The 23,836-nt window shown below is 42.8% G+C and carries 20 protein-coding genes; 8 read left to right on the top strand and 12 right to left on the bottom strand.

The genetic code is table 11. The features are described from left to right. Positions 1 to 106: 106 nt before the first annotated feature. Together D2U88_RS03695 and D2U88_RS03690 are read left to right on the top strand one after the other, a co-directional pair. A complete protein-coding gene (locus D2U88_RS03695) occupies positions 107 to 493 on the top strand; it encodes a hypothetical protein (RefSeq protein ID WP_119638950.1) in 387 nt (128 codons plus the stop codon). Further along, entirely contained in the window at positions 490 to 2,793 is a 2,304-nt protein-coding gene (locus D2U88_RS03690) for a relaxase/mobilization nuclease domain-containing protein (RefSeq protein ID WP_119638949.1), read from the top strand. Before D2U88_RS03695 ends, D2U88_RS03690 begins: the two co-directional genes overlap by 4 nt. 240 nt (positions 2,794 to 3,033) lie before the next feature. On the opposite strand, the gene D2U88_RS03685 is transcribed toward D2U88_RS03690, so the two are convergent. From D2U88_RS03685 to D2U88_RS03660, 6 genes are all read right to left on the bottom strand, one after another. Beyond that, positions 3,034 to 4,350: a tyrosine-type recombinase/integrase gene (locus tag D2U88_RS03685; RefSeq protein WP_119638948.1), complete on the bottom strand. Its 1,317-nt coding sequence runs from the start codon at positions 4,348 to 4,350 to the stop codon at positions 3,034 to 3,036. A gap of 372 nt (positions 4,351 to 4,722) precedes the next feature. Beyond that, positions 4,723 to 5,250: a DinB family protein gene (locus tag D2U88_RS03680; protein WP_119638947.1), complete on the bottom strand. Its 528-nt coding sequence runs from the start codon at positions 5,248 to 5,250 to the stop codon at positions 4,723 to 4,725. Between the two features lie 111 nt (positions 5,251 to 5,361). Further along, a complete protein-coding gene (locus D2U88_RS03675; RefSeq protein ID WP_119638946.1) occupies positions 5,362 to 6,975 on the bottom strand; it encodes an alanine/glycine:cation symporter family protein in 1,614 nt (537 codons plus the stop codon). A gap of 107 nt (positions 6,976 to 7,082) precedes the next feature. Then, entirely contained in the window at positions 7,083 to 8,201 is a 1,119-nt protein-coding gene (locus D2U88_RS03670) for a UbiA prenyltransferase family protein (protein ID WP_147378518.1), read from the bottom strand. Positions 8,202 to 8,319: 118 nt separating this feature from the next. Next, the gene (locus D2U88_RS03665; protein ID WP_182859092.1) at positions 8,320 to 9,642 is read right to left on the bottom strand and encodes a Kelch repeat-containing protein; all 1,323 of its coding nucleotides are present in this window, start codon (positions 9,640 to 9,642) and stop codon (positions 8,320 to 8,322) included. Positions 9,643 to 9,928: 286 nt separating this feature from the next. Next, positions 9,929 to 11,275, bottom strand: a complete 1,347-nt coding sequence (locus tag D2U88_RS03660) for a S41 family peptidase (RefSeq protein WP_147378517.1) — start codon at positions 11,273 to 11,275, stop codon at positions 9,929 to 9,931. 112 nt (positions 11,276 to 11,387) lie between these two features. On the opposite strand from D2U88_RS03660, the gene D2U88_RS03655 reads away from it, so the two are divergent. Beyond that, positions 11,388 to 11,885, top strand: coding sequence for a MarR family winged helix-turn-helix transcriptional regulator (locus D2U88_RS03655; RefSeq protein ID WP_119638942.1), 498 nt, complete (start codon positions 11,388 to 11,390; stop codon positions 11,883 to 11,885). 138 nt (positions 11,886 to 12,023) lie between these two features. On the opposite strand, the gene D2U88_RS03650 is transcribed toward D2U88_RS03655, so the two are convergent. Both D2U88_RS03650 and D2U88_RS03645 read right to left on the bottom strand, forming a co-directional pair. After that, on the bottom strand, positions 12,024 to 12,533 hold the full coding sequence (locus tag D2U88_RS03650) for a PepSY domain-containing protein (RefSeq protein ID WP_119638941.1): 510 nt from the start codon (positions 12,531 to 12,533) through the stop codon (positions 12,024 to 12,026). 85 nt (positions 12,534 to 12,618) lie between these two features. After that, a complete protein-coding gene (locus D2U88_RS03645) occupies positions 12,619 to 13,179 on the bottom strand; it encodes a YceI family protein (RefSeq protein ID WP_119638940.1) in 561 nt (186 codons plus the stop codon). Positions 13,180 to 13,474: 295 nt separating this feature from the next. Between D2U88_RS03645 and D2U88_RS03640 the strand changes: the two genes are divergently transcribed. Together D2U88_RS03640 and D2U88_RS03635 are read left to right on the top strand one after the other, a co-directional pair. Further along, a complete protein-coding gene (locus D2U88_RS03640) occupies positions 13,475 to 14,473 on the top strand; it encodes a sensor histidine kinase (protein ID WP_119638939.1) in 999 nt (332 codons plus the stop codon). Between the two features lie 3 nt (positions 14,474 to 14,476). Continuing rightward, entirely contained in the window at positions 14,477 to 15,169 is a 693-nt protein-coding gene (locus tag D2U88_RS03635) for a LytR/AlgR family response regulator transcription factor (RefSeq protein ID WP_119638938.1), read from the top strand. A gap of 76 nt (positions 15,170 to 15,245) precedes the next feature. Here the strand turns inward: D2U88_RS03635 and D2U88_RS03630 are convergent, their stop codons facing one another. From D2U88_RS03630 to D2U88_RS03620, 3 genes are all read right to left on the bottom strand, one after another. Beyond that, positions 15,246 to 16,895, bottom strand: coding sequence for a solute:sodium symporter family transporter (locus tag D2U88_RS03630; protein ID WP_119638937.1), 1,650 nt, complete (start codon positions 16,893 to 16,895; stop codon positions 15,246 to 15,248). Between the two features lie 62 nt (positions 16,896 to 16,957). Then, on the bottom strand, positions 16,958 to 18,283 hold the full coding sequence (xylA, locus tag D2U88_RS03625) for a xylose isomerase (protein WP_119638936.1): 1,326 nt from the start codon (positions 18,281 to 18,283) through the stop codon (positions 16,958 to 16,960). Positions 18,284 to 18,296: 13 nt separating this feature from the next. Then, the gene (locus D2U88_RS03620) at positions 18,297 to 19,781 is read right to left on the bottom strand and encodes a xylulokinase (protein ID WP_119638935.1); all 1,485 of its coding nucleotides are present in this window, start codon (positions 19,779 to 19,781) and stop codon (positions 18,297 to 18,299) included. A gap of 199 nt (positions 19,782 to 19,980) precedes the next feature. Here D2U88_RS03620 and D2U88_RS03615 point away from each other — a divergent pair, with 199 nt between their 5' ends. From D2U88_RS03615 to D2U88_RS03605, 3 genes are read left to right on the top strand one after another with little or no spacing between them, the layout of a single operon-like run. Continuing rightward, positions 19,981 to 21,261, top strand: a complete 1,281-nt coding sequence (locus D2U88_RS03615; protein ID WP_119638934.1) for a DUF5690 family protein — start codon at positions 19,981 to 19,983, stop codon at positions 21,259 to 21,261. Then, positions 21,251 to 22,423, top strand: a complete 1,173-nt coding sequence (locus tag D2U88_RS03610; protein ID WP_119638933.1) for a TIGR03364 family FAD-dependent oxidoreductase — start codon at positions 21,251 to 21,253, stop codon at positions 22,421 to 22,423. The genes D2U88_RS03615 and D2U88_RS03610 overlap by 11 nt, the downstream gene beginning before the upstream one ends. After that, a complete protein-coding gene (locus tag D2U88_RS03605) occupies positions 22,420 to 23,103 on the top strand; it encodes an HAD-IA family hydrolase (RefSeq protein ID WP_119638932.1) in 684 nt (227 codons plus the stop codon). The genes D2U88_RS03610 and D2U88_RS03605 overlap by 4 nt, the downstream gene beginning before the upstream one ends. Here D2U88_RS03605 and D2U88_RS03600 read toward each other — a convergent pair whose 3' ends face one another. Further along, positions 23,104 to 23,670 carry a helix-turn-helix domain-containing protein gene (locus D2U88_RS03600; protein ID WP_119638931.1) on the bottom strand — a complete coding sequence of 189 codons (567 nt, stop codon included), beginning with the start codon at positions 23,668 to 23,670 and terminating at the stop codon, positions 23,104 to 23,106. It lies immediately after the preceding gene. Between the last annotated feature and the right edge of the window lie 166 nt (positions 23,671 to 23,836).

Below are 23,836 nucleotides of genomic sequence, written 5' to 3'. Positions count from 1 at the left end.
ATTTTAATCACTTATATTTATCCGTGAAACGGATAGCAAGGTGCATTCTAAGTAACTTAGAATTGTCTACTTCTGACGAAGTGTTTTGCTTTAATAAGCAAGGAAAATGGAACAACGGAAAAGAGGCCGGAAACGATTGGGGACTAGGAAGCGGTACCATAGCATAATGTTGCGGTTCAACGATGCTGAATATGAAAGATTGCGAAAAATCTGTGGATCCTACAATCTGGATATTTCCAAAAGGGGTGTCATAAGTCCGCTACTAAGAAGGCTGGTCTTGAACAGCGAAGCAGAGGAAAAGGATTTGCTACCCGATACCTCGAACCTTGCCTACCATATCAACAAGATCGGCAACAACATCAACCAATTGGTCAAGCTGGCGCACCATAAAAATTTGAGAAATCCGAACAGTAGTTTGCGGAACGAGATACAAAGAACCAATGATCTCTTGTACGCACTCATTGAAATTACGATGGAAGAAAAACAGGGATGATAGCAAAGATCATTTATGGGGAGACCTGTCAGGGCACATTGAACTATGTCCTTGGAAAGGAAGGTATGCGGATACTCGGTTACGGCAACACGTTTTCCCAAAAGGTATCGCCAAAGTTCTTCGGGGACGTGCTCCATTTTCAGGGGCAGCGCAACGCCACAAAGAACCGTTATGCCCATATCAGCCTGAACCTACCCCATGGGGAACACCTTAACGATAAAACGTTCCTTAAGATCTCCAAGGAATATATGGAAAAAATGGGCTTTGGGGAACAGCCCTATGTGGTGGTACGGCATACGGATACCACGCACGAACATGTCCATATCGTGACCACCATCGTGAAAGAGGATGGAAAAGTCCTGCCTATTTACAATAGTCATAAAAGGAGCATGGCGACAAGGCGGTACCTGGAGAAAAAATACGGGCTGTCCCAGGCACCGACGACAAAACGGAATAGACAACTCCCGATATACCGATTGCCAGAAGAACAGTTCGGTATGGATGCTGAAAAAGGGACGAAATTCTATCTACAGGACGTGCTCAACAGCATCAACCAAAAATACAAAGTGCGGAGCTTCGATGAACTCGCAAGGTTGGTAAAGCCCTATCACATCGAACTAAGGCAAACAAAAAACGAAATGGGAAGGATAGGGGTCGCCTTTGGACTGAACAACCAAAAAGGCTACCGGACAAGGTTCTTGAGCGGTTCCGCCGTGCACCGGAACCTTAGCGGCCCGAAACTTCAAAAGGTCTTCGATGCACATTCCAAGTCAAAATTGTTGCCGATGCACCGGAAACGCCTGTTGAAACAAATTGAAACAACGTACGGTCTTTTTAAAACTATCCGTCCGCATGACCTAAAGGATGTGCTCAAGGGTTATCAGGGTATCGACATCGAACTGGAGACAAAAGGCGATGTAATCGAGGGGTACACTATCTATGACAAGTCGAAGTATGTTTTCGGGAAAAGGGGACTGGGTAAACATATCCGAATGCAGAATCGTTTGGAAATTTTTGGCAACGGGAACGAACCTACTCAAATCGATATCGAAAGCAAGCAGTTCAAATTGGAAGTCCAAAAAGCTATAAAAGAGGCATTGACGACATCTTACCTGAAATCCCTGAAACAGGACGGGTTACTATCTGAACATATTATCACCAGGAACTTCGGAGATATCGTTCCGAACCTTAAAGCCTCGGAAAAATTTCGCTTTTTGGAACGCTACATCCCAAGGAATCAAAGGATCGAATTCAGGAAAGCTGTGGAAAATGCCTTTCCCATTATCAAGAAAAGAATCTACGAACTGGAAACCAAAAAGGAAAAGGAAATCTTGGAGAAAAAGTTCAAGCTTATCGGGAAGGTATTGGAGAAAGGTATTTTCAATGTCGGCACGGAACAGGGAAGTATCCGTCTTTTGTTCCAAGCTTTGGGTGTGAAGTATCATGACAATCAATTGTCCTTTACCCAATCGAACAAGCATACCATACCCGTAAAATTGGGCAATCTACCTTTTCCAGAGAATATGGAAAAACATGTATCCACGGGCTTTGTGCGTCAAAACCATTTGATGCTGGAAATGTTGACGGAACAATCTTCGGAAAATAGCCCCAAGATGACGGGATCGGCCATTTTCCTGCCGATGATTTTTCCGAAACTGTACGAAAGGATGGATCCCGTTTATAAATGGCAGTATGAACGTATCGCTTTGGGCTCCTATGTAAAATATGCCGAACAGATGCATGCCCCCTTTGAAAAATCGGCGAAGGACTATATCACACTTTTCAACGCCAAGGGGTTCTATTTTGTAAAAGGAGAGAAAGGGTTCGAGGTCAAATCCATTTATACTAACAACAAAGCTAGTTATCCATTACCGAAAAGAACGAGCCTTTATTTAAATTCTATTCCCGATTTGAGCGTAAGATTGCAGAGACAACGAACCGTCATCAAAGGACTTTTTGAAGAGGGCAGGAATGATCTCAAAAACCTTTGGGTAGGGCATCTCATGGAAAGGGGAGTCTACGATAAGGTCGCCTTTATACTGACCAGTGAAAAAGCTTATCCGAACCTACATCGGGAGATAGTGCAGCACCATATGGATAATGGACTTCGGCAGAGCCTTGTTCAAGTATCCCAAAGGCAATCTAGTGTCCAACAAAAACGATTGCTCAGCAAAGGCGTTTATGCCGTTAGTTCGTTATTGGGCGGTAGGGGCAAAAATCAGGATGAGGCCTTTAACGGATTTAAGGATGAGTTGACGGATTGGTCGAAATATAAGAGAAAAGGCGTGGGTATGGGCTAGGGTGGTAAAATTTGAAAAGGTGTTTTGATATGGGATTTTGCGCCCTGACGGGCGCTTTTTTTTGTGGATAGGGAGAAGAAAGAAAAAGAATTTGTTTGCTAAGAAAAATAGAAAACCAAAAATCTCTTTCTGCTCATTCGAATAACCCAGACACCTACCCCGACATTTCCCCCTTTGGAATAAGGTTTTAATCCCGACATAACCAAGTTTATAATAGCAATAACTGCACCGGTCTATTTCCTATGATGCCGTGATTTTGGCATTTATTTCATCCAATATTTTTTCCGACACACTTTTTCCGTAATGTTTTTCGGTAACTTGAACACTTGAATGCCCAAGTCCCGATGAAATCTTACGTATGTCAATGCCCATATCCAAGCCGATGTTTGTCCATGTATCTCTTAGGGTATAAGTAGTAATCTTTTTATTAATTCCTGCTAATTTTGCAATGCGTTTAGCGTACTTATTGAAAGTTTTTACTTTTCCATTGTTTACTTTATGTAACCTCTCGGGCGTAGTGCCTTTTGGAATAATAGGAAATAGGTACTCATCATCATTTTGGCCGTTCAAATAATATCTAATGATTTTGAGGGATTCTTCATTTTGCAGAACGCTAAAGTAATCTCCTTCATAATGTGTTTTTTTACGGAAGTATTTAATACGGTTATCCTCGAATTGAAAACATTTTAAAATAGCCATATCAAAATGGTTCATGCCCATATTGTTGAACATGAACAATAAAAAATTGCGGGTATCCCATATAGGGGTGCGAGCTTCCAGTTTAAGTTTTCTTATGGCATTAATATCTTCTAAGTTGAGAGGAGCAGGGGCGTTTTCATGACTTTGTTTTTTTATGCTCGATAACGGCTTATGGTCTTTTAAATCTTGATAGGTCTTCCCCGCATCGTTCATTATGGCCTGTATGCTTCTAAGGTGTATAGCGGGCGTATTTTTTGATTTATAACGGTTGCTCATATAAGCCTTGAAATCTTTTGAAAAGGCGTAGTCCATGGCTTTGATTTCCATATCCAAATCTTTGTAATCATCAAGGACTTTTAATTTGCCGTCTTTTAGTTCGAAAAGTGTTTTGATTAAAACTGTATCATCCTCCCCTTTTAGGCTTTTGCGGAATTTAATCAAGGCTTTCAGGGCATCTTCGTAAGAACTTGCCGTGGAAAAACGTTCTTCTAGTCGAAGTCTATTCAGATAGACTGCACCATGATTGAGAATAGAATGGGATGGAGATTTTTTAAAGAATATTCGTTCGATTTCAGATTTTAATTTTTTTATCTCCCAATTTTTTATTTCGCCCGAATGTTCATCCATCCATAAATCAACCTCCGAATAAATTTTTCGGGTGCGTTTAGTATGTCTTGTAGCGTTCATTATTCCAGTTATCTTTCCGGTCGAAAAATCATACTGATTCTCTTTCAAATGTAAATTGAAAGGTATATCACGTGTTTTTCTGGCGTGCCCAACACGCAGAACCAATGGAAATTTTTTATCTTTAGTTTTGTGATCTGCCCGTTTATCGAAGGTTATCTTGATTGTGGCCATAATTTAACGTTTAAAAAAGTGGCGTGCTTTTGGCGTGCTTTTTTTGATTTCAAATGATTTTTAATACTTATTAAAGATAAGCAAAATCCCTGTAAAATAGGCATTTTAAGACATATAAAACCATATGGAGCCATAAGTGAACCGACTGTTAATCAGAGGGTCCTTGGTTCGAGCCCAAGAGGGGGAGCAAAAATGAAAGAGCTGCACGAAAGTGCGGCTCTTTTTGTTTTTGCCCTGTTGTGGCGAGAAGTTTATCCTGAGCGTAGCCGAAGGGAGCCCAAGAGGGGGAGCAGAAAAGCAAAAGCCACCGATTTCGGTGGCTTTTTCATTTATAAATGTTCGTTTTTATTCCAGCATCCGAAGTTGGAATATTTAGAAAAGCTTTTCATTGGGTGGTTTTACCCCGGCCAACCTCAAATAAATGGTGGCCTGCCCCCTGTGGTGCGTTTGGTGCTCGAACATTTTGTCCAATGCTTTGGCCTTGGTCATCTCAAATTGTCCAAAGAGGTTTACGGACTCGGCCAATTGGTCATCGGATAGGTTTTTCAATCCGTCAATGACATAATCGTACCCGGCGTTCACCAATTCAATCACATGTGTTTTTGAAGTGTCCTCGGTTTTTTCGGATTCCCCGAACGCCACTGGACTTTCGGTGGCGGCAATGGCGGCCATAAAGCCGTAGTTGGCATCCGTAATATGCAACATTTGCTGTGCAAAGCTACGTACCTCGGGAGTTGCCTTAAAGTCGAACTTGTCGTCCGGCATGGCTTCCATGTATTCTTGGGTGTACGCTTTTGCCCGTTCCCAATCCGCAATCATATCGGTCAGGTTTTGGGCATTGATGTGGGTCATGGCCATTACAATGAATGCCAGTGCAAAAAGAAATTTGTTTGTTTTCATGCGAGTTGTATTTAGTTTGATAGTTTCCAGTGGTGGGTGCCTTGGCTTACCCAACTTCGTAACAGTCGTGGTTTAGGTCAAGTTCCTTACAGATTTGACTCATTTTATGCTTCAATTTCCTTTTTGGATAAGAGCCATATACTTTCCGAATTCCTTTTTCACCTTAGGGAACAGGATCAAAAGTCCGATCATATTGGGGAACACCAGGGCCAAGATCATGGCATCCGAAAACTTGATAACGGCATCCAGCGTGATGGCAGCACCAAGTACGGTAAACAATAAGAACACAATCTTGTAGGTGAGGTCGGTCCATTTTCCACGCCCAAATAGGTATTTCCATGACTGCAATCCGTAGTAAGACCATGAAAGGATGGTAGAGAAAGCAAAAAGACATACGGCCAGCATCAAAACATAGGATGAGCCCGGAATGGAACTTTCAAACGCCAGGGAGGTGATGTTGACCCCACCCAGTCGACTGCCATCTGCCAGCAAAGCATGCCCATCCACCACATTGCCATATACAAATACCCCATCCATGTTAAAAAGGATGATGACAATGGCGGTCATGGTGCAGATGAGTACGGTATCGATAAAAGGCTCCAGCAAGCCTACCAATCCTTCGGAAGCAGGAAATGCCGTATTTACCGCGGAATGTGCAATAGCAGCAGAACCGGCACCGGCCTCGTTGGAAAAGGCTGCCCTTCGAAAACCTTGGATGAGCACCCCGATGATGCCCCCGGCTATGGTTGCTCTTGGGGTAAATGCTTCACGGAAGATGGCGGCAAAGGCATCATCAACCCATTCAATTTTTGAGAAAATGATGAACAAAGCCGCACCTACGTATAAAATGGCCATGAAGGGGACCACTTTCTCCGTTACCTTGGCTATTCGTTTAATGCCGCCAATGATGACAATTCCGGCCAAGAGCGCAAAGATGAGACCAATGATGCTGCCTGAGGCTTCGCCAGTTAACCCAAAGCGTTCAATGATCTGGGCGGCCGCCTGATTGCTCTGAAAAGCATTGCCACCACCAAAGGATGCCCCCACACAAAGTATGGCAAAGAGGGCTGCCAAGAATCTACCCAACCGTGCCATTCCATTTTCTTTTAGACCTTTGGACAGATAGTACATGGGTCCACCGTACACATTCCCGTTTTGGTCAATATCCCGGTACTTGACGCCCAAGGTACATTCCACAAATTTGGAGGACATGCCCAAGAGTCCGGCTAAGATCATCCAGAAGGTGGCACCCGGCCCACCAATGGAAATGGCCACGGCCACCATAGCAATGTTGCCCAATCCTACGGTGCCGGATACCGCAGTGGCCAGGGCCTGAAAGTGGTTTACCTCGCCTAGGTGCCCTTCATCCTTAATCGTGTCCACCAAATCCCCATCCACTTCATACACATGGGGTTTGATTTTGGGTACACTCTTCTCCAGGTCATCATATTTTCCACGGACTACCTGTATGGCTGTTGGGAAATGACGGATGTTCACAAAACCAAAATAGAAGGTAAAGAACAGGGCGCCCAATATCAATATCATCAACACCAAAGGGATGCCGTGCCCAAAAATGGGGATTTCCATCAGGATCAAGTTTTCCCACCAAATAGCAAATGGCATAAAGGCATCGTTGATGCGTTCATCCAAACCTGTGCTTTGGGAAAAGGCAAATGAAGTGTTGCCCAAAAGAAATAAAATGCTGAGTAATAAGGTTCTGACCATGGATTCGATTTTCCGGTCAATTTCGAATCCGAATCCGAATTAGGAACGTATTGTCGGAAGGAATATAAAAATGTCAGTAACTGAAGGACTGACAAAGGAAACGTAAGTTATTCATTATCAATATGAATATTGCTTTTGGGCACGAGCAACCTAATTTTCCGTTCCCTGTTTTCCGACATTTCGAACAAGGTGCTTTTTAAAGGGGTAAAGTGCTTGTCCTTGGTCCAGTTTTTCTTTCCAAAGAGACCATCGAGCAGGGATTCCATCAATCTTTTTAATTCATTATGGTCGTTGATGTCGTAGTTTTTTTGGGAGTCAAAATTTTTGGGCTTGATTTCGAGCCAACCTTCTGGGGTGGACAGCTTGCGTTCCGCAAAGGTTTTGAACAATCGGTATAGGGCAGGGGTCAAATGCACGGTTCTATCCTGGTTCCCAGGAAATCCTTTGAAGATGATGGTTTGATTGGTCGCCCCGACAGTCTTTCTGGATTTTCCAAAAATCAACTGTAATTGGTAGGATTCAGGAATGACCGTTTCGGTAAGTTCCTTCACCCAGCTCAACGCCAAGGCAAAAAAGAGCATGATCAAGGAGGTCTTGAAAATGGCAGAGAACAGTAATAGGTTGATGGTATTGTCCATCAGTTTATATACCTGTGCCAATAAGGTGACCAAAATCGTGATCAAGGCCAACCAGCCCAATAACGGCAATCTTCTTTTGTTGAAGGATTCCCAAAGCACAAACCCTAGGAAAACAAGGGTGAGCAAGGCATAATAGACATCCAGTTCGTTGATGGCCGAAGCCGTTCTTCCCAAAAACATCTTATGCAGGGTAGGCAATAGGGCGAAGGCGAACGGAATCCCGATGATATAGACCCAAAACTTGGATTTTATCAATGGAGCAAAAGGTTTTGGCAAATATTTGAACCAAGGCAACGCCAATAGAATGAACAGGCTGTTCAACAAGGAAAACACGCTTCGGAGCCCTTCCTTATAGGGGAGACTTGAGCCGTTATCATGCAAAAAGAGAAGTTCCACCAATCCGGAAAAGGCCCAACATAGTACAGAAAGGGCCAACCATACAGGGCCGTAGTCTTTTTGATTTTTGCCAATGTGGTGCCAAATCGCCATTAAGGCAATAAATGCAAAAAGGCAGACCACCAGTTGCCACCACCCGTAAAATGTGTAGATGGAGATGTCCGATTGGTATGAAAAAAGTACTACATGCACATGAACCGAATTGGCCGATAAAAACGAAAGATATTAAAAATAGTGTAAGTAGGACCGACTCAGGTTCTTTGGGTGGATTTGCACGAACTTTTTAAGTGGTATGGATACAATTTAAGAATCACATATTAATATCTTTCGAATTTTGGATCTTTGTTTTAGCCAACTGACCCAGATCTATTTCAAAAAGTTTTGAAGAAGGACTTTTGCTGTATTTTTCCTCAGTATAGCCCCCAAGTACATATAGTTTGTTTTGATGGTAGTGGAGGTTGGGATCTTTTATGAAGAGATCAATATCGTACGCTTTTAAGGAGCCTTTTAGGGTGTCGTAAATAAATAGTTTGCCAAAATTGAAGATATATATCAACCCATCATGTGTGGTAACACTTGGATTTTCCATTCCGTAGAACAGATTGCCCTCTTTTTTCCATTTGCCCGTTGTAAGGTCCAAAGACTCTATTTCGGAAAGTGCCTCACCATTAAACCCCCCGATCAAATAGACCTTGTCTTCAATAATGACCCCATTGGTTTCTTTCGGTTTGGTCATTTTTTCAAGCTCATACCAATACCCAGTGGTTATATTAAAAAAATGGCAGGCATCCGTAAAAGTTTTGTGTCCGTTCTTGGTCATTTTATTGGAACCACCCATAACCAATAAGTTGTCCTTATAGGCAAATGAGGCAAAATCAACGGCTTGGTGGGGGTTGACATCATCTGTGATTACTTTGAGGGAATCCAAGCTGAGAATTTCAATCTTGTTCAGGAGATATTCCTTGGATCCATTATAAGCTGTTCGTTTTCCTCCAAGGGCATAAATTTTATTATCAACCTTATTGAGCCGATGATGTGCGCGGTCTTCAAAATTGATGTCAGTGGTCTGCCATTGGTCCGAACCGAAATCATAGACCAATAAGTTGTTGTTGTAACTGTTATTGGAGCCATTGGGTTCCATTTCATTCAAGACCTGGTTGTATGTTGGGTTGATGTATTTGGAGTTGGCTTTGTCTATGGCCTTTCGCATGGTATCTTCCGTAAAGGACTCACTGCCACCGACCACGTATATTTTGTCGTCAACTATAGTGGAACCAAAAGCAAAAACCCCTTTTTTTAGAGAGGAGAGTTCCTTGTATCTTAGCTTTTCTTGTAATTTTCGTTTTCCTCCAACAATCACTTCACCCAACTCGTTGGTCAATTCGGACATCAGTATCCTATTTGTTTTGCTGTTGAGGTCTGAGATGGCAATCTTCAAAGTCTTATAGCCAACTATGGAGAACGTTAAGCTATCGGGACGGTTCGAGAACGAATCAAGTCGCAAGTTGAATTTGCCTTTTTCATTGGTAGTCGTCCCAATGATGGTCTTTTCAATATAAATATTGACATTTTCCAAGGGAGCCTCGGATTCTTTGTCCAAAACGATTCCACCCACATTCTGTGAGAAACCCATTTGTGCAAAAACCAATAGCAACAAAAGTAAGATTGCGTTTTTATGAGGAAACAATATAAACTTATGGCCCATGATAAAGGAAAATAGTTCGGTGTTCAGTACAACAAGTTAGTGCATCTTGTAAGATTTTATAACCTGTCTAGGCCGAATTAACATTTATTTCATGCTTAGAATCCTGTAAAACCAGGTTTAGAGAAAACTCTAGGAATTTTGGGGATTACCTAATTGAACCTAAGACCTCAAATTGCTTATGGTTGATCCAATCTTTACTGACCAAAGAGGGTTTTTACTTTTTAATGAGTTTGTCAATCAGTTCATCTGGATTTAGCTTGTCATAATCTATCACGATGTCCGGAACCACAGGTTCGGTCGGATTACCTCCATTGGGGCGTTCCAAGTAAAATCTAGGAGAAACCGCCATAAGCCCGGAATAGGGCATTTTAAAAAACTGGATGGAGCCTGTTTGACCACTTTTGCCCCCGGTGGGTTCCCCTACCAACTGTCCGAACGAATAGTCTTGTATGGTATTGGCAAACAAGATGGAGGACGAATAGGTGTAGGGTCCGATCAATACCGATACTTTCCCCTTGAATGTATTGGTAATGTCCATGTCTACAGGGATCAATGTATCAATTTCGCCTGTTTTGATCGATCCAATGACTTCCCCGGCATCCCTATATTTTGCAATGATTTTCTTTTTATAGTTTGAACCCCATCGGTACGGTTTATCCGCGATGTATTTTAAAATGCCTTTCATCCAAAATTCATCATCGCCGCCTCCATTCTCCCGTATGTCGATGATCAAATGGGATATTTTCTTTTCTTTTAAGGAAGTAAAGGCATTGTCCATATAATCATAATATCTTTCTTTATCATCCCACCAAAAGCTTTTAATGGTAAGGACGGCGTTGTCCCTATCCAAGATCTTAAAGTTGAAATTGTCTTCAAAGGTTTCCTCCCGATAGAGTTTCGGTAAGATTGATAATCCGCTTACGGATATGGTTTTCTCTTTTTTTCCTTGTCTTATTTTAATACTGAATTCATTCTGCTCCCCATACATCAACATATGAAATATAGCGAACTTCGTTTGCAACAGTGCTTTTCTGTGCTCTTCGGAATCACCATTGATTCTTGACAATAATGAAGCCGTTATGGTACCGATGGGAACAGTATTGATCTCCACTATTTGATAGCCTTTATAATTGGTAGGTTTTCCATCAATAAAGGATTGGATCACAAGTTTGTTTTTATTGAAAAGAACTTCAAAAGGGAACAAAACCCCACCTTTAGAAACGTAATCTTCAACAATGCCGCTGTTTATATAGCCAACAAATGTATGTCCATCCGATAATTGACTGTTCAGTGGCGAAATGCGTTTCCAAAACTCCAAAACTTTCAATGGGGGTGTAATACTGTCCTTGATCTGGGCAATGCTGTTGTAAAACACATCCATGTCCTTTACAGTGTAGGACAGGTCTGGATGGGTGGCATGTATCCAATCAAACCAAACGTCAATGTCCTTTTTTAATTCTTCAGGTTGAATCTCTGATTGTATATTTTCAAAGGGAGTCTTTTGTGCAGTCAAACTGCTGGATACCAATAAAATGAATAGGAATAAAACTGTTGATCTCATGATTGTTTTTTTGATGATGAGTGATTGATAATATATCTTTACATAAAGATAGTTGGTCAAATGTATCGATTTTTATCTTTACATAAAGATATTTTGGTGTATTTTTATTTGGATGGAAGAAAAAATTGATATCATCGATTCCTTGATTTCAGACTGGAATCGGGAACGGCCGGATTTGGATTCCGATGCCATGCATATTGTGGGAAGAATCCTGATATTGGGCAAAAGTTTGGAAAAGAAAGCCAACCAATCTTTGGGTGAATTTGGGATTCATTACACGGACTTGGATGTACTGGCCACATTGAGGCGTTCCGGTTCGCCTTTTGAACTGACCCCTAAAGAGCTCATGCAATCCGTGCTGATTACTTCTGGGGCCATGACGGCCTTGCTTGATCGGTTGATGGCCCTGGAGCATATCTATAGATCCCCTGACCCAACGGATGGTAGGATCAAGAAAGCTGGGCTAACCAAAAAAGGAATCGAACTGATTGACAAGGCTATTGGATTTCGTTTTCAAGAAGCGCAAGATTCCATTGCCGTTCTTACTAAAAAGGAAAAAGATGTGTTGATCCCATTGCTTAAAAAGTTACTAGCTTTGCATACCGCATAAAGATTTTGGCACACAATTAAGCAAGGGGAGGTCCCTAGTGCTATGACTATGGTTGCCAAGTCCGAAAAGGGACTTTTTAAAAATAAAAAAAGCCGCCTGCAATGGTGGCTTTTCTCGTTTCTGGGGAACTCCTATTCGTTAAACAAATAACAATACAATGGTCAAAAGAAAACCTGCCACTGCAAAGTAGAGTCCTTTTTTATAGATGGGAGCATTGGGCTTGAACATAAAAAATGCCGATACGGCAAAGAACAAGAGGGCAATTCCAAAGAAAATACCCAACCAGAACAACGGGTTCCCAGTGTGCATCTTGTGGAGTTTGTTCATGTTCTCCAAAATCATGGGCAAGCGTTTTTCGGTATAGGAAGCCTCACCTGTTTTTATGTTATAGGTTCCACCATTAAAGTACATTACATCACCTTCGGTCTTGTCCACTTTAAAGCCACGTCTTCGCAAAGCGGTCCCCAAGGCCTCTTCTTGCAAGTTTGGTTCCAGAGTGGTGCTCACCTCATACTCGCTTTTCAAGAAGTCTGTGGTTCTAAACGTAAGTACGATGCCGCTAATGGCATAAACGGCCATGATGCCGGCTAAAAAGAATCCCAAGTAACGGTGGAATTCCCTAAAAGTGTTTTCTGATTTTCTTCCCATTTTGTTAGGTCTCTATAAAAAATAAAGTAGAAGGGAAGACCTGGGCCTGCCCTTCTACTTGGTTAAGATATTTTGGTTACGGTTTTTATTGTTGTGCCATTTCAAGGTTAATGGTCATCTCCACTTCGTCGCCCAAGGTCGGGGTGTCTCCCCCCACACCAAATTCAAGCCTGTTCACCGTTCCGGTCAATTTAAGGCCTGCTTTTAATTTATTGCTGCGCTGATCGGTGATGATTCCGTTTACCTTGCCTTCCAAGGTCACGGGCTTGGTTACCCCGTGCATGGTAAGGTCTCCGGTCAACATAAAAGTTTTGTCTCCGGTTTTTTCATAACCGGTACTTTTAAACGAGATGGACGGAAATTTTTCCGCATCAAAGAAGTCAGGGCTCTTTAAATGGTTGTCTCGTCTTTCATTGTCGGTGTCCACACTGGTGGATTTGATCTCAACAGTGAATTCGACCTCTTCAAAAGCATCGGTGGCCGTTGCCGAAATGTCAAATTCGCCGAAATGTCCCTCAACTTCAGAGATCATCAAGTGAGTGATGGCAAAGCCTACTTTAGAGTGTGCGCCATCTGCTTTCCATGTGGATTGTGCCGATACCATCAGACCAGTCAACACGGCAATGGCAAATAGTGTTTTCTTCATCTTCTTAATTTTTTGTGTTTGTAGAGTTTCTTAATGTTTTGGTTTGTAAAGTAAACCAAAAACTGTAAAATCACTTCTTTTCAACGAAGGAAAAGAAGGGAAACCAAATATGATGAATGTTTTTGACACCGCACCACTATTTTCCGCAAACGACAAAGGTTAACCTCCAATCAACCAGTGGTTTGTATAAAGGAAGGGAAAATGTCGTTGAGGGGGCAAACTTGGTTGTTTGGAAATCTGTTTTTTTGTAGAGGGGTTTTATCCCTAGATTTGACCTTGTTTTAAATGTAAGGTATTGATTTCTAGAAAGGAGCTTCTTTTCCAAATTGTATTGCACATTATCGTGCTCCTATTTTTCTCGTTCGACCGAAACGAGGAAACCATAAATTTTGATAAGACACTGTATCTGATTTATTACAGTGGGGCCACCGTCGTGGTTACTTATTATTTGATGCCCAAGTTTTTGTACAAGAAGAAATACTGGCAATTTTTCTTGGGATTCGCCATCATTGTTGCTACCGTAATTTCTATTGAGGAATTGATTTTGGAGCCCCTTATGTACCCGGGTACCAAGAGAGGTGATACCTTCCCTGGTCTATATATTTCCCTTTTGGGATTGTTGCCGGTCATGTTCATCCTATCGGGATGCAAATTTGGTTGGGATGCCCTTCAAAAACAGGCACAGATCGATGAGTTGAAGAGTGCCATACAGGAAAGCGAAATCCAGTTTCTGCGCAGTCAGATCAATCCCCATTTTTTGTTCAATAATTTGAACAACCTATATTCCTACGCCTTGCAGAACTCGCCCAAGACCCCAGAGATCATCTTGGAGATGAGTGGGGTTTTGCGATATATGTTGTACGAATCCAAGGAACAGTTTGTACCTTTAAAGAAGGAGTTGGAACAATTGGGCAATTTTATCCGGTTGTACAAGCTACAGATAGAGGATAGGGGAGTGGTTCGGTTTGATGTGAAGGAGATAAAGGAGGAATATAAGATTGCCCCGTTGATTTTGATCGTATTTATTGAGAACGCTTTTAAGCACAGTCAATCTGGTCAATCGTCTGATATCGAAATAGATGTTTCGATAAAAGTGGAGAATGACATATTGTATTTTCATTGCAAGAACAATTTTGAGTTGGTACCCAGTTTGGATACGATCGCAAAAGGCATCGGACTTCAGAACGTAAGGAAGCGTTTAGAGATTCTATATCCGAAAAAACATGAACTGGAAATCAAGGAATCTTCGAATACCTATGATGTTTACCTAAAGCTAGAACTAGAAAAAGTTTAAAATATGAGATGCATTATTGTTGAGGACCAACCCCCTGCACAGCGTATTTTAAAAAAGTTCATCCAAGATGTGCCTGCCCTGGAACTTGTTGGGGTCTTTTCCGACGGTATACAGGCCATGGAGTTCTTGAAAGCGGAACCTGTGGATTTAATGTTTCTGGACATCCATTTGCCCAAGATCAACGGTCTCGATTTTCTAAAAAGCATCCCCGAAGCCCCACATGTAGTACTTACCACGGCTTTTTCTGAATATGCCCTGGAAGGTTACGACCTGAACGTGGTGGATTATCTGCTAAAACCCTTTTCATTCCAACGTTTTTTGCAGGCGGTAAATAAGGTCAGCGTTAAACAGGAACATAATGCTTTAAGGAACGACGCTACGCAGGTGAGTGAGATTTATGTAAAATCGAGCCACGAACATATCAAGGTCTCGATTCGTGACATTTACACCATTTCTTCGGATTCCGATTATACCGAGATCCATTTAAAGAACAAGAAAATACTTTCCAATGAGCCCTTGCGCCATTGGTTGGACGTGCTACCAGCAGGTCAATACTACCAAGTACACAAATCCCATATCATCAATACCCAAAAAATAGACAGGATCTCTGGGAACCAGGTGTTGTTGACCAATGGTTCCAAAATACCGCTTGGTCGTGCTTATAAAGAACACTTTTTAAAAAGTGTATTGCAATAATTAAACCGACCAATTAAAGAAAAAGCCCGGGATCAAATCCCGGGCTTTTTCTTTTTTATGGAATAGTATTGGTTTGCTATTTGGCAAAATAAATATAGATGGTGATTACCACTATACAAATAAAGGCACTTGCCAATTTAACGTGTTTCCAAGGTTCTATGGACACTTGTTTGGTATATTCCAGTTCGAACGCCTCTTTTCTTGGGTAGAATTTACCGATGATCAACATGATGATGATATTGGTAATGAACAATATCGCCATGACATGAAGATAATGGGGATAGGCACCTGCCTCTACCATATGCAGTTCTTGCGGGTCGGTAACGCCGTTTGCCTTCGCCTCGGCCAGCGCACTGGCCACCATTCTTGGCCCTACGATAAATTGACTGATGATGTACAAGATGGAACCGGATAGGATACCAATTTTAGCTGCAATGGCAGGAACCCTTTTGGTCAAATAACCTACTACAATGATCGTGAATATCGGGATGCTATAGATACCGTTGATTTCCTGTAAATAGTTGAAAAGACTACCCGCATTGGCAATGAGTGGGGCAATGAACATTGCGGCGAGTGCCAAGCAAATCCCGAAAATCTTTCCATATTTTACAATGGTCATTTCCGAAGCTTCCTTGTTGATGTGCTGTTTGTAAATATCAATTCCGAACAATGTCACAGAACTGTTCAACACACTGTTGAAGGAACTCAAGATGGCACCAAAAAGCACCGCGGCAAAAAAGCCCATCAACGGCTTGGGCAATACGGCCCTTACCAATTCTGGATAGGCAAGGTCGCTACTGGCCAATCCGCCTTCAAAATAATAGTAGGCGATCATTCCGGGCAATACCAGGATGATGGGTCCCAAAATCTTTAAAAAGGCAGCCAGCAAAAGCCCCTTTTGTCCTTCGGCCAAGTTTTTGGCACCCAATCCCCTTTGAATGATCTGTTGGTTGGTTCCCCAGTAGAACAACTGAACGAGCATCATCCCTGTAAAAATGGTAGCGAAGGGAACTTCTTGTCCGGGATTTCCTGTTGAGTCGAAACGCTCTGGATTGGCAGACATCAAGGTGTCAAGGCCAGACAGAACGCTTCCATCCCCAATGGCCATCAATCCAAAAACAGGAATGAGCACACCTCCTATAATAAGTCCGATGGCGTTGATACTATCGGAAACGGCCACAGCTTTTAACCCACCAAAAACGGCATAAATGGAACCTACGATTCCAATACCCCATATGCAGATGACCAGTGCCGTGGAGTCGGATACGCCCAGTACTTGGGGTATATCGAACATGCCGCTAATGGCCACGGAACCAGAATACAGGATCACTGGGAGCAACACCACCACATAACCTGTCAAGAACAATCCCGAAGTGATGGTCTTGGTGGTAGTATCGAATCTTTTGGCCAAAAATTGGGGAACAGTGGTAAGGCCTCCTTTCAAATAGCGGGGCAACAAGAACATTGCAGTTACCACTATGGCCAATGCAGCCAAGGTTTCCCAAGCCATTACGGATAACCCATCCTTATAGGCGCTACCGTTAAGACCTACAATTTGTTCTGTGGAAAGGTTGGTCAAAAGCAATGAGCCGGCAATGACGCCAGCAGTAAGACTCCTTCCCCCAAGAAAATAACCATCAGAAGATGTTTCATCCGTTTTTCTAACGGACCACCAGGATATAAATGCTACCAAGAGCGTAAATCCCAAAAACGAAATAAGTGCCATGTTTTACAATTTGATTGTTTGGCCCTAGGTCAAAAGCCAAATAGATTAGTTTGTTTTGTTAATTAAATAAATTGGTTGATGATGTTTTCAAACAACTCTTGTTGACCGCTCCGCTTTTTGATGTCTTGGTGCAAATTGGCGTGCGCATAGAGGTCCTCCAAGCTAAGTTTCCCTTCTTCGAACGCTTTTCCGGTCCCAGCATCAAAAGACGCATAGCGGTCTCTTCTCCTGCTAAGATAGTCGGAATTTTCCAAAATACTATTTGCGGCGACCAAAGCTCTGGAAAATGCATCCATTCCACCAATGTGCGCATAAAAAATATCTTCCAGGTCTGTTGAGTTCCTTCTGATCTTCGCATCAAAATTGATACCGCCTCCCTGAAAGCCTCCTGCTTGCAGTATCACCAACATAGCTTGGGTGAGCTCATACACATCTACGGGGAATTGGTCCGTGTCCCACCCGTTCTGGTAATCGCCCCGATTGGCGTCTATGCTTCCCAAAAGTCCGTTGTCGGCGGCTATCTGTAATTCATGTTCAAAGGTATGCTGGGCCAAGGTGGCATGGTTCACTTCAATGTTGAGTTTGAAATCATCCAAGAGGTCGTACTTGGTCAAAAAGCCCAGAACGGTGGCAGCATCAAAATCATATTGATGTTTTGTCGGTTCCATGGGTTTGGGTTCTATGAAGAAAGTACCCTTGAACCCCTGTTTGCGGGCGTAGTCCTTCGCCATATGCAGAAAACGCGCCATGTGGTCCAGTTCCCGGCCCATATCGGTGTTCAACAACGACATATACCCTTCTCGACCGCCCCAAAAAACATAGTTTTCACCTCCCAGTTTGATGGTGGCATCCAACGCATTTTTGATCTGTGCCCCGGCAAAGGCCACCACATCAAAATCGGGATTGGTCGCTGCGCCGTTCATATAACGGGGGTGACTAAAGCAATTAGCCGTGCCCCAGAGCAGTTTTACCCCGGATGCCGTCATTTTTTCCTGGGCATAATCGGTGATGAGGTCCAACCGTTTTTCGGATTCTGCAAGAGTGTTGCCTTCCGCAATCAAATCAAAATCGTGAAAACAAAAGTACGGGGCGCCTATTTTGGTAATGAACTCGAAGGCAGCATCCATTTTGTCCTTGGCCTGTTGGATTGGGTCCGAACTCGTTAACCAAGGGAAAGCTTGGGTAGGTGCCCCGAAAGGATCGGAACCAACCCCGGTAAACGTATGCCAATAGGCAATGGCAAACCGGAAATGCTCCTTCATGGACTTACCGCCCACAAGTTTGTTTTCGTCATAGTATTTGAAGGCGAGCGGATTGTCCGATCCCTTTCCTTCAAACGGAATTTTTGGGATTCCCTTAAAAAATTCCTTGTCTCCTGTTGTGATCATAATATGGATTTGTTCAGTTGTGCAAATAGCTATTGAGTTCTTTTTTCCATTTTTGATAGGCCTCTTGGTATGCCTCGGAAAAAGCATCTGGCGAATACGTATGTTGAATGGCATCCGAAGCTGTGGCCTCGGTCATGTTTTTAAAGTCACCAAACGCCAAAGCTGCCGCTCGAGCCGCTCCCACAGCCCCAGTGGTTTCCACTATTTCAATTTTGCTGTTGGTAAGGGTTGCAATGGTCTTGGCAAAGATGTTGGCCTGGAACAGGTTGTCATTTCCCGCTTTGACGGAGGTGATGTGTACTCCATCGTTCTTTAGGATTTCCATACCATACACAAAGGAAAAGGCAATGCCCTCCAAAGCAGCCCTAAACAGGTGTGGTGCCTTGTGTTGGTTAAAGTTGAGGTTCAGGATACGGGATCCCTTGTCCTTGTTTTCCAGCATGCGTTCGGCCCCATTTCCAAAGGGAATGATTTGTAGGCTGTTGGACCCGATAGGCACCGATTCCGCTTTTAGATTCATTTCGTTATAGGAAAGTCCTTGGGTTAGTTCGTTCTTGATCCAACTGTATTGGATCCCTGTTCCGTTGATGCAGAGCAGCTTGCCAATTCGGGGATGGGTGGCTGAATGGTTGGTGTGGGCAAAACTGTTGATTCGGGTGTGTTCCTTTGTTTGTTCGTGTTCGGAAATAGCGTACACCACGCCTGAAGTACCCCCGGTAGCTGCAATTTGTCCGGGCTGCATCACATTTAGGGAAAGGGCATTGTTGGGTTGGTCCCCGGCCCGGTACATGATGGGAATACCTTCTGGAAGGCCAGATTCCAATGCCCCTTGTTTGTTCACGGTGCCCTGTTCCGAAAAGGAGGGACGGATTTCTGAAACCAAGGAGGGATCAATTCCCGCTTCTTCCAAAAGCCATGTGGCCAATGCATTTTCCTTGAAATCCCAAAGAATGCCTTCGGAAAGGCCTGAAGGTGTTGTCACACATTTTCCGGAAAGTTTTAAGGCGATATAATCCCCAGGTAACATGAACTTGTGGATGTTCCTAAAAATATCAGGTTCATGGTCTTTTACCCATTTCAACTTGGAAAGGGTAAAATTGCTAGGAGAATTCAATAAATGTTCCACACACTTGTCGTGCCCCGCTTTATTGAAAAGGTCTTCCCCCGTTTCCACCGCCCTACTATCGCACCAAATGATGGACGGCCGCAATGGTTTCAGGTTCTTGTCCACCACGACCAACCCGTGCATTTGATAGGAAATCCCAGCTCCCTTGATCTGGTTTTTGTCAATGTTATGTTTTTTGATCAGCTCTTGGGTGGCATTGCAGGCATGCTTCCACCATAGATCGGGATCTTGTTCGGCCCAGCCACTTTTTGGGGAATCGATGGGCATTTCCTGTTTGGGTTGCTGGGCAATATCCTTAACACTGCCATCATTGGCATGCACTAGAGCAGCTTTTATGGAGGAACTGCCAATATCATAACCTATCCAATACATAAATTGAAGTGGAATTCTTCAATGAAAATAGTTATTTATAGATCAAAACTCTTTTTTAAATCGGATTATATCCCCTAATCCTTAAAAAGTGTAATTTTTTACTAACAATTTTTTAATCTAAAAAGAAGGGTTTTTTTCTTATAAATTTGAGTAATTTGAAACATAATTTTAGTATTTGTAAACATATAATATATAAGGTATGTTGAAAAAGCGGTCGAGTTTGATTTTTGTTTTGCATGCATCGCTGGCTGCTTTTGGCACCTACTTTTGCATGTATGCCTTTAGAAAGCCGTTTTCAGTGGCCACTTTTGAAGGGCTGTCCTATTTCGGGATAAACTACAAAATACTGTTGGTCATTGCACAGGTGGTAGGGTATGCACTTTCCAAATTTGTGGGGATCAAGGTGATTTCAGAATTAAAACCCAACCGAAGGTTGATGTACCTGATTTCCCTGATTGCGATGGCGGAGCTTTCCTTGTTGTTGTTCGCCTGGGTGCCCGCCCCGTACAATATTGCTTTTATGTTTTTGAACGGTTTGCCCTTGGGTATGATTTGGGGCATTGTGTTCTCGTATATTGAAGGGAGAAGGTTCACGGACATTCTTGGGGTGGTACTCTCGGCCAGTTTTATCGTATCGAGTGGCGTGGTCAAATCCGTTGGACTTTATGTGATGAACAATTGGGGAGTCACTGAATTTTGGATGCCAGTAGTGACCGGAGCGTTGTTTTTTATACCGTTACTCCTTTGTTCCTACATGTTGCAAAAGGTGCCGCCGCCAACCCCTGAAGATATTGAAAGCAGGACCGAGCGGATTCCCATGACCAAGGAAGACCGTAGCAGTTTGGTGAAACAGTTCTTTTTTCCGTTACTGTTGGTGGTCATCTTTTACACCTTTCTGACCGCTTTTAGGGATTTCAGGGACAATTTTGCCCGCGAATTGTGGGACAGTATCGGCTATCAAGGCGATATCTCCGTGTTTTCGACTTCCGAAATCATCATCGCCATTGTGGTACTATTGATTATTGGGACCATTTTTTATATTAAGGATAATTTTAAGGCCTTGCTCACCTATCACGGTCTTTTGTTGTTGGGTACTGTAGTGTTGGCTTTGTCTACCATCTTGTTCCAAACGGGGGTATTGGACCCCTTTGTTTGGATGGTTTCAACCGGTTTTGGACTCTACATTTGCTACGTGCCCTTCAACTGCCTGTTTTTTGATCGGTTCATTGCAGCCTTTAAGGTAAGGGGGAACTCAGGGTTTCTTATCTACATCGCAGATGCCTTTGGCTATGCGGGCAGTGTTTTGGTATTGCTCTACAAGAATTTTGGACAGGCCAAGCTTTCTTGGCTTAACTTCTTTGTGTATGGCACGTATGCCGTGGCCGTTATCGGAATAGTGATTACCGTAATGTTGTTTCTCCATTTTGGGGCACGACACAAATCTGAAAATATAAAAGAACGATTGGATTATGGACAATAAATATGATGTCGTCATTGTAGGTGGTGGCATTTTGGGGACTTTTCATGCCTATCACGCCATGGAAATGGGATTAAAAGTCTGTTTGGTGGAAAAAAATGCCTATCCCAAAGGAGCGACCACACAAAATTTTGGACAAGTGGTTCCATCGGGTATGAACTCCAAATGGCAGAAATACGGAAGGGAGAGCCTTCGTATTTACAAAGAGATCCAATCACAGTTCGATATCAGCATCCGTCAGAACGGTACGGTATATTTGGCTTCCAATGAAGAGGAAGAACAATTGTTGGTGGAACTCAGGGCCATCAACAACAGCAACGAGTACGCTTCAAAAATGCTTACCAAAAGCGAATGTTTGGACCGTTACCCAGGGTTGAGGAAGGATTACGTGACTGCAGGACTCTTTTTCCCTGAAGAAGTTACCGTGGAACCCAGGATTATGATCCACAGGTTACAGGAATTTTTGGGGACCCACAAGGGAATGGAGATCAAAATGAGTTTCCCTGTGATCAATTGCGAACGAAACGGGGATTGGATTGAGGTGGAAAGCTCGGCAGGGGAAAAGCTTTGGGCCAAAAAAGTGGTTATTTGCAATGGAAGCGATTTTAAGAATCTATATCCCGAAGCATTTGCCCATAGTGATCTGGAAGTGTCCAAATTGCAGATGATGCAGACCAAACCCCAAGGCAATTACGAGTTAAAGGGATCTATTCTAACAGGATGGTCCATCAGGAGATATGAGGCCTTCCACGAGTGTCCATCATTCGCTAGAATCAAGCAGAATGAGCCAGAGGATAGCTTTCAAAAACAGTGGGGGGTCCACATTTTGTTCAAGCAGGCTGTGGATGGTTCCGTAATTTTGGGAGATTCCCATCAATATGCGGATGCCAATTCCATAGAAGACCTAGGGTACGACTTGGATATGGATATTGACCATTTTATGGTGGAGGAAGCCAAGAAAATCATCGATTTGCCAACCTATGAAATCCAAAGAAGGTGGTATGGCATGTACTCCCAGTGTAAGACAAGCGATATCTTCCAAAAGACCATTGATGAGCATATCCATATCGTTACCGGAATCGGAGGCAAGGGCATGACAGGGAGTGCCGGATTCAGCAAAAAGAACATAGCAACAATTTTTAATACGCAGAAAATCAATTTATGAAAGAAATTAAACTAGCGGTTTTTGATATGGCGGGCACTACGGTGAACGAGGATAATGTAGTATATAAAACAGTTAGACAGGCATTGGCCAAATGGGGGGTGGATGTTTCCCTGGAAACGGTCCTCGAATTTGGTGCTGGAAAGGAAAAGTACAAGGCTATTGTGGATGTTTTGGAAGCGACCCAAAATGGCAGGGAAGAAGTAGTGGATGCCAAAGCGGTACATGAAGATTTTAAAGGAATGTTGAAAGAAGCCTATACCAATTTGGAGGTGACCCCATATGAAGGTGTGGAAGAACTTTTTGAGATTTTAAAATCCCATGGGGTAAAAGTGGTGCTGAACACAGGTTATGATAGAAAAACGGCACAATCCCTTTTAGACAAACTGGGATGGGAGCCTGGCAAACAGATCGATGCATTGATCACTGCGGATGATGTGGTAAACGGAAGGCCTTCTTCTGAAATGATCGATAAGGCCATGGAAATGTTCCACATTGTAGGTCCTGAGCACGTGTTAAAGGCTGGCGATTCCGTCATCGATATTGAAGAAGGGAAAAATGCCCATTGTGGTATCACAGTGGCAGTACTGTCGGGGGCCCAGAACCGCGAGCAATTGGAAACCGCAGAACCTACTTACATCCTTACTTCTTTGGACGCTTTGGCCGGAGTCCTGTATCCATGATCAGATAAAGAAATAGACCACCAACATTTTAGAGGGCACTTTGCCTTTGTTGATAGGAACATGGGGGATTCTACCATCAAAAAAGATGGAGTCCCCTTCCTTTAACAACACCTCTTGATCACCGATGACATAATAGCATTCCCCCGTAAGGATGTATTTGAACTCAAAAGCATCAGTGACCACCTTATCGCGCTTTGAATTGGGTTGCACTTCCAAGAGTACACTTTCAAACCCTACCGAGTTCAAATGTTTGCTAAAGATGTAGTTGTAGGTAAAACCGATGGCCTCATCTTCCTTTTCGATAATGGTCTGGTCATCTTTTCGGGAAACCAAAAAATTCTGACCGTTCACTTTGGGCATGCCATCAAAAAAATCCGTGAGTTCGGTATCCAAGGCCCCAACGATTTTTAAGAAGACAGGTAAGGAAGGTATGGTCCTTCCATTTTCTATCCTGGAAATCAACCCTGCGGTGACCCCTGCATTGATGGCAACATCACTTATGGTCTTTTTATTGTTCTTCCGAATTTCCTTGATCCGTTTACCGATTCCGATTAAATAATCTTCCATTTTGGGGTATGCTTGCTATTTTAATATTTATAACATTCTACCAGTTTTCATAATTACTAAAAAAACTTTTCAATCCCTTATAAAAATGGATTCTTTTCAAAGTTCAATAAAATAGAGACTCTTTTAAAAGTGCATATTTGTAAATAATGTTTACCTAACATTGGGC

This window comes from Flagellimonas aequoris (assembly GCF_003584165.1).
Taxonomy (GTDB): Bacteria; Bacteroidota; Bacteroidia; order Flavobacteriales; family Flavobacteriaceae; genus Flagellimonas; species Flagellimonas aequoris.
This window is presented reverse-complemented; position numbering and strand designations above follow the sequence as displayed.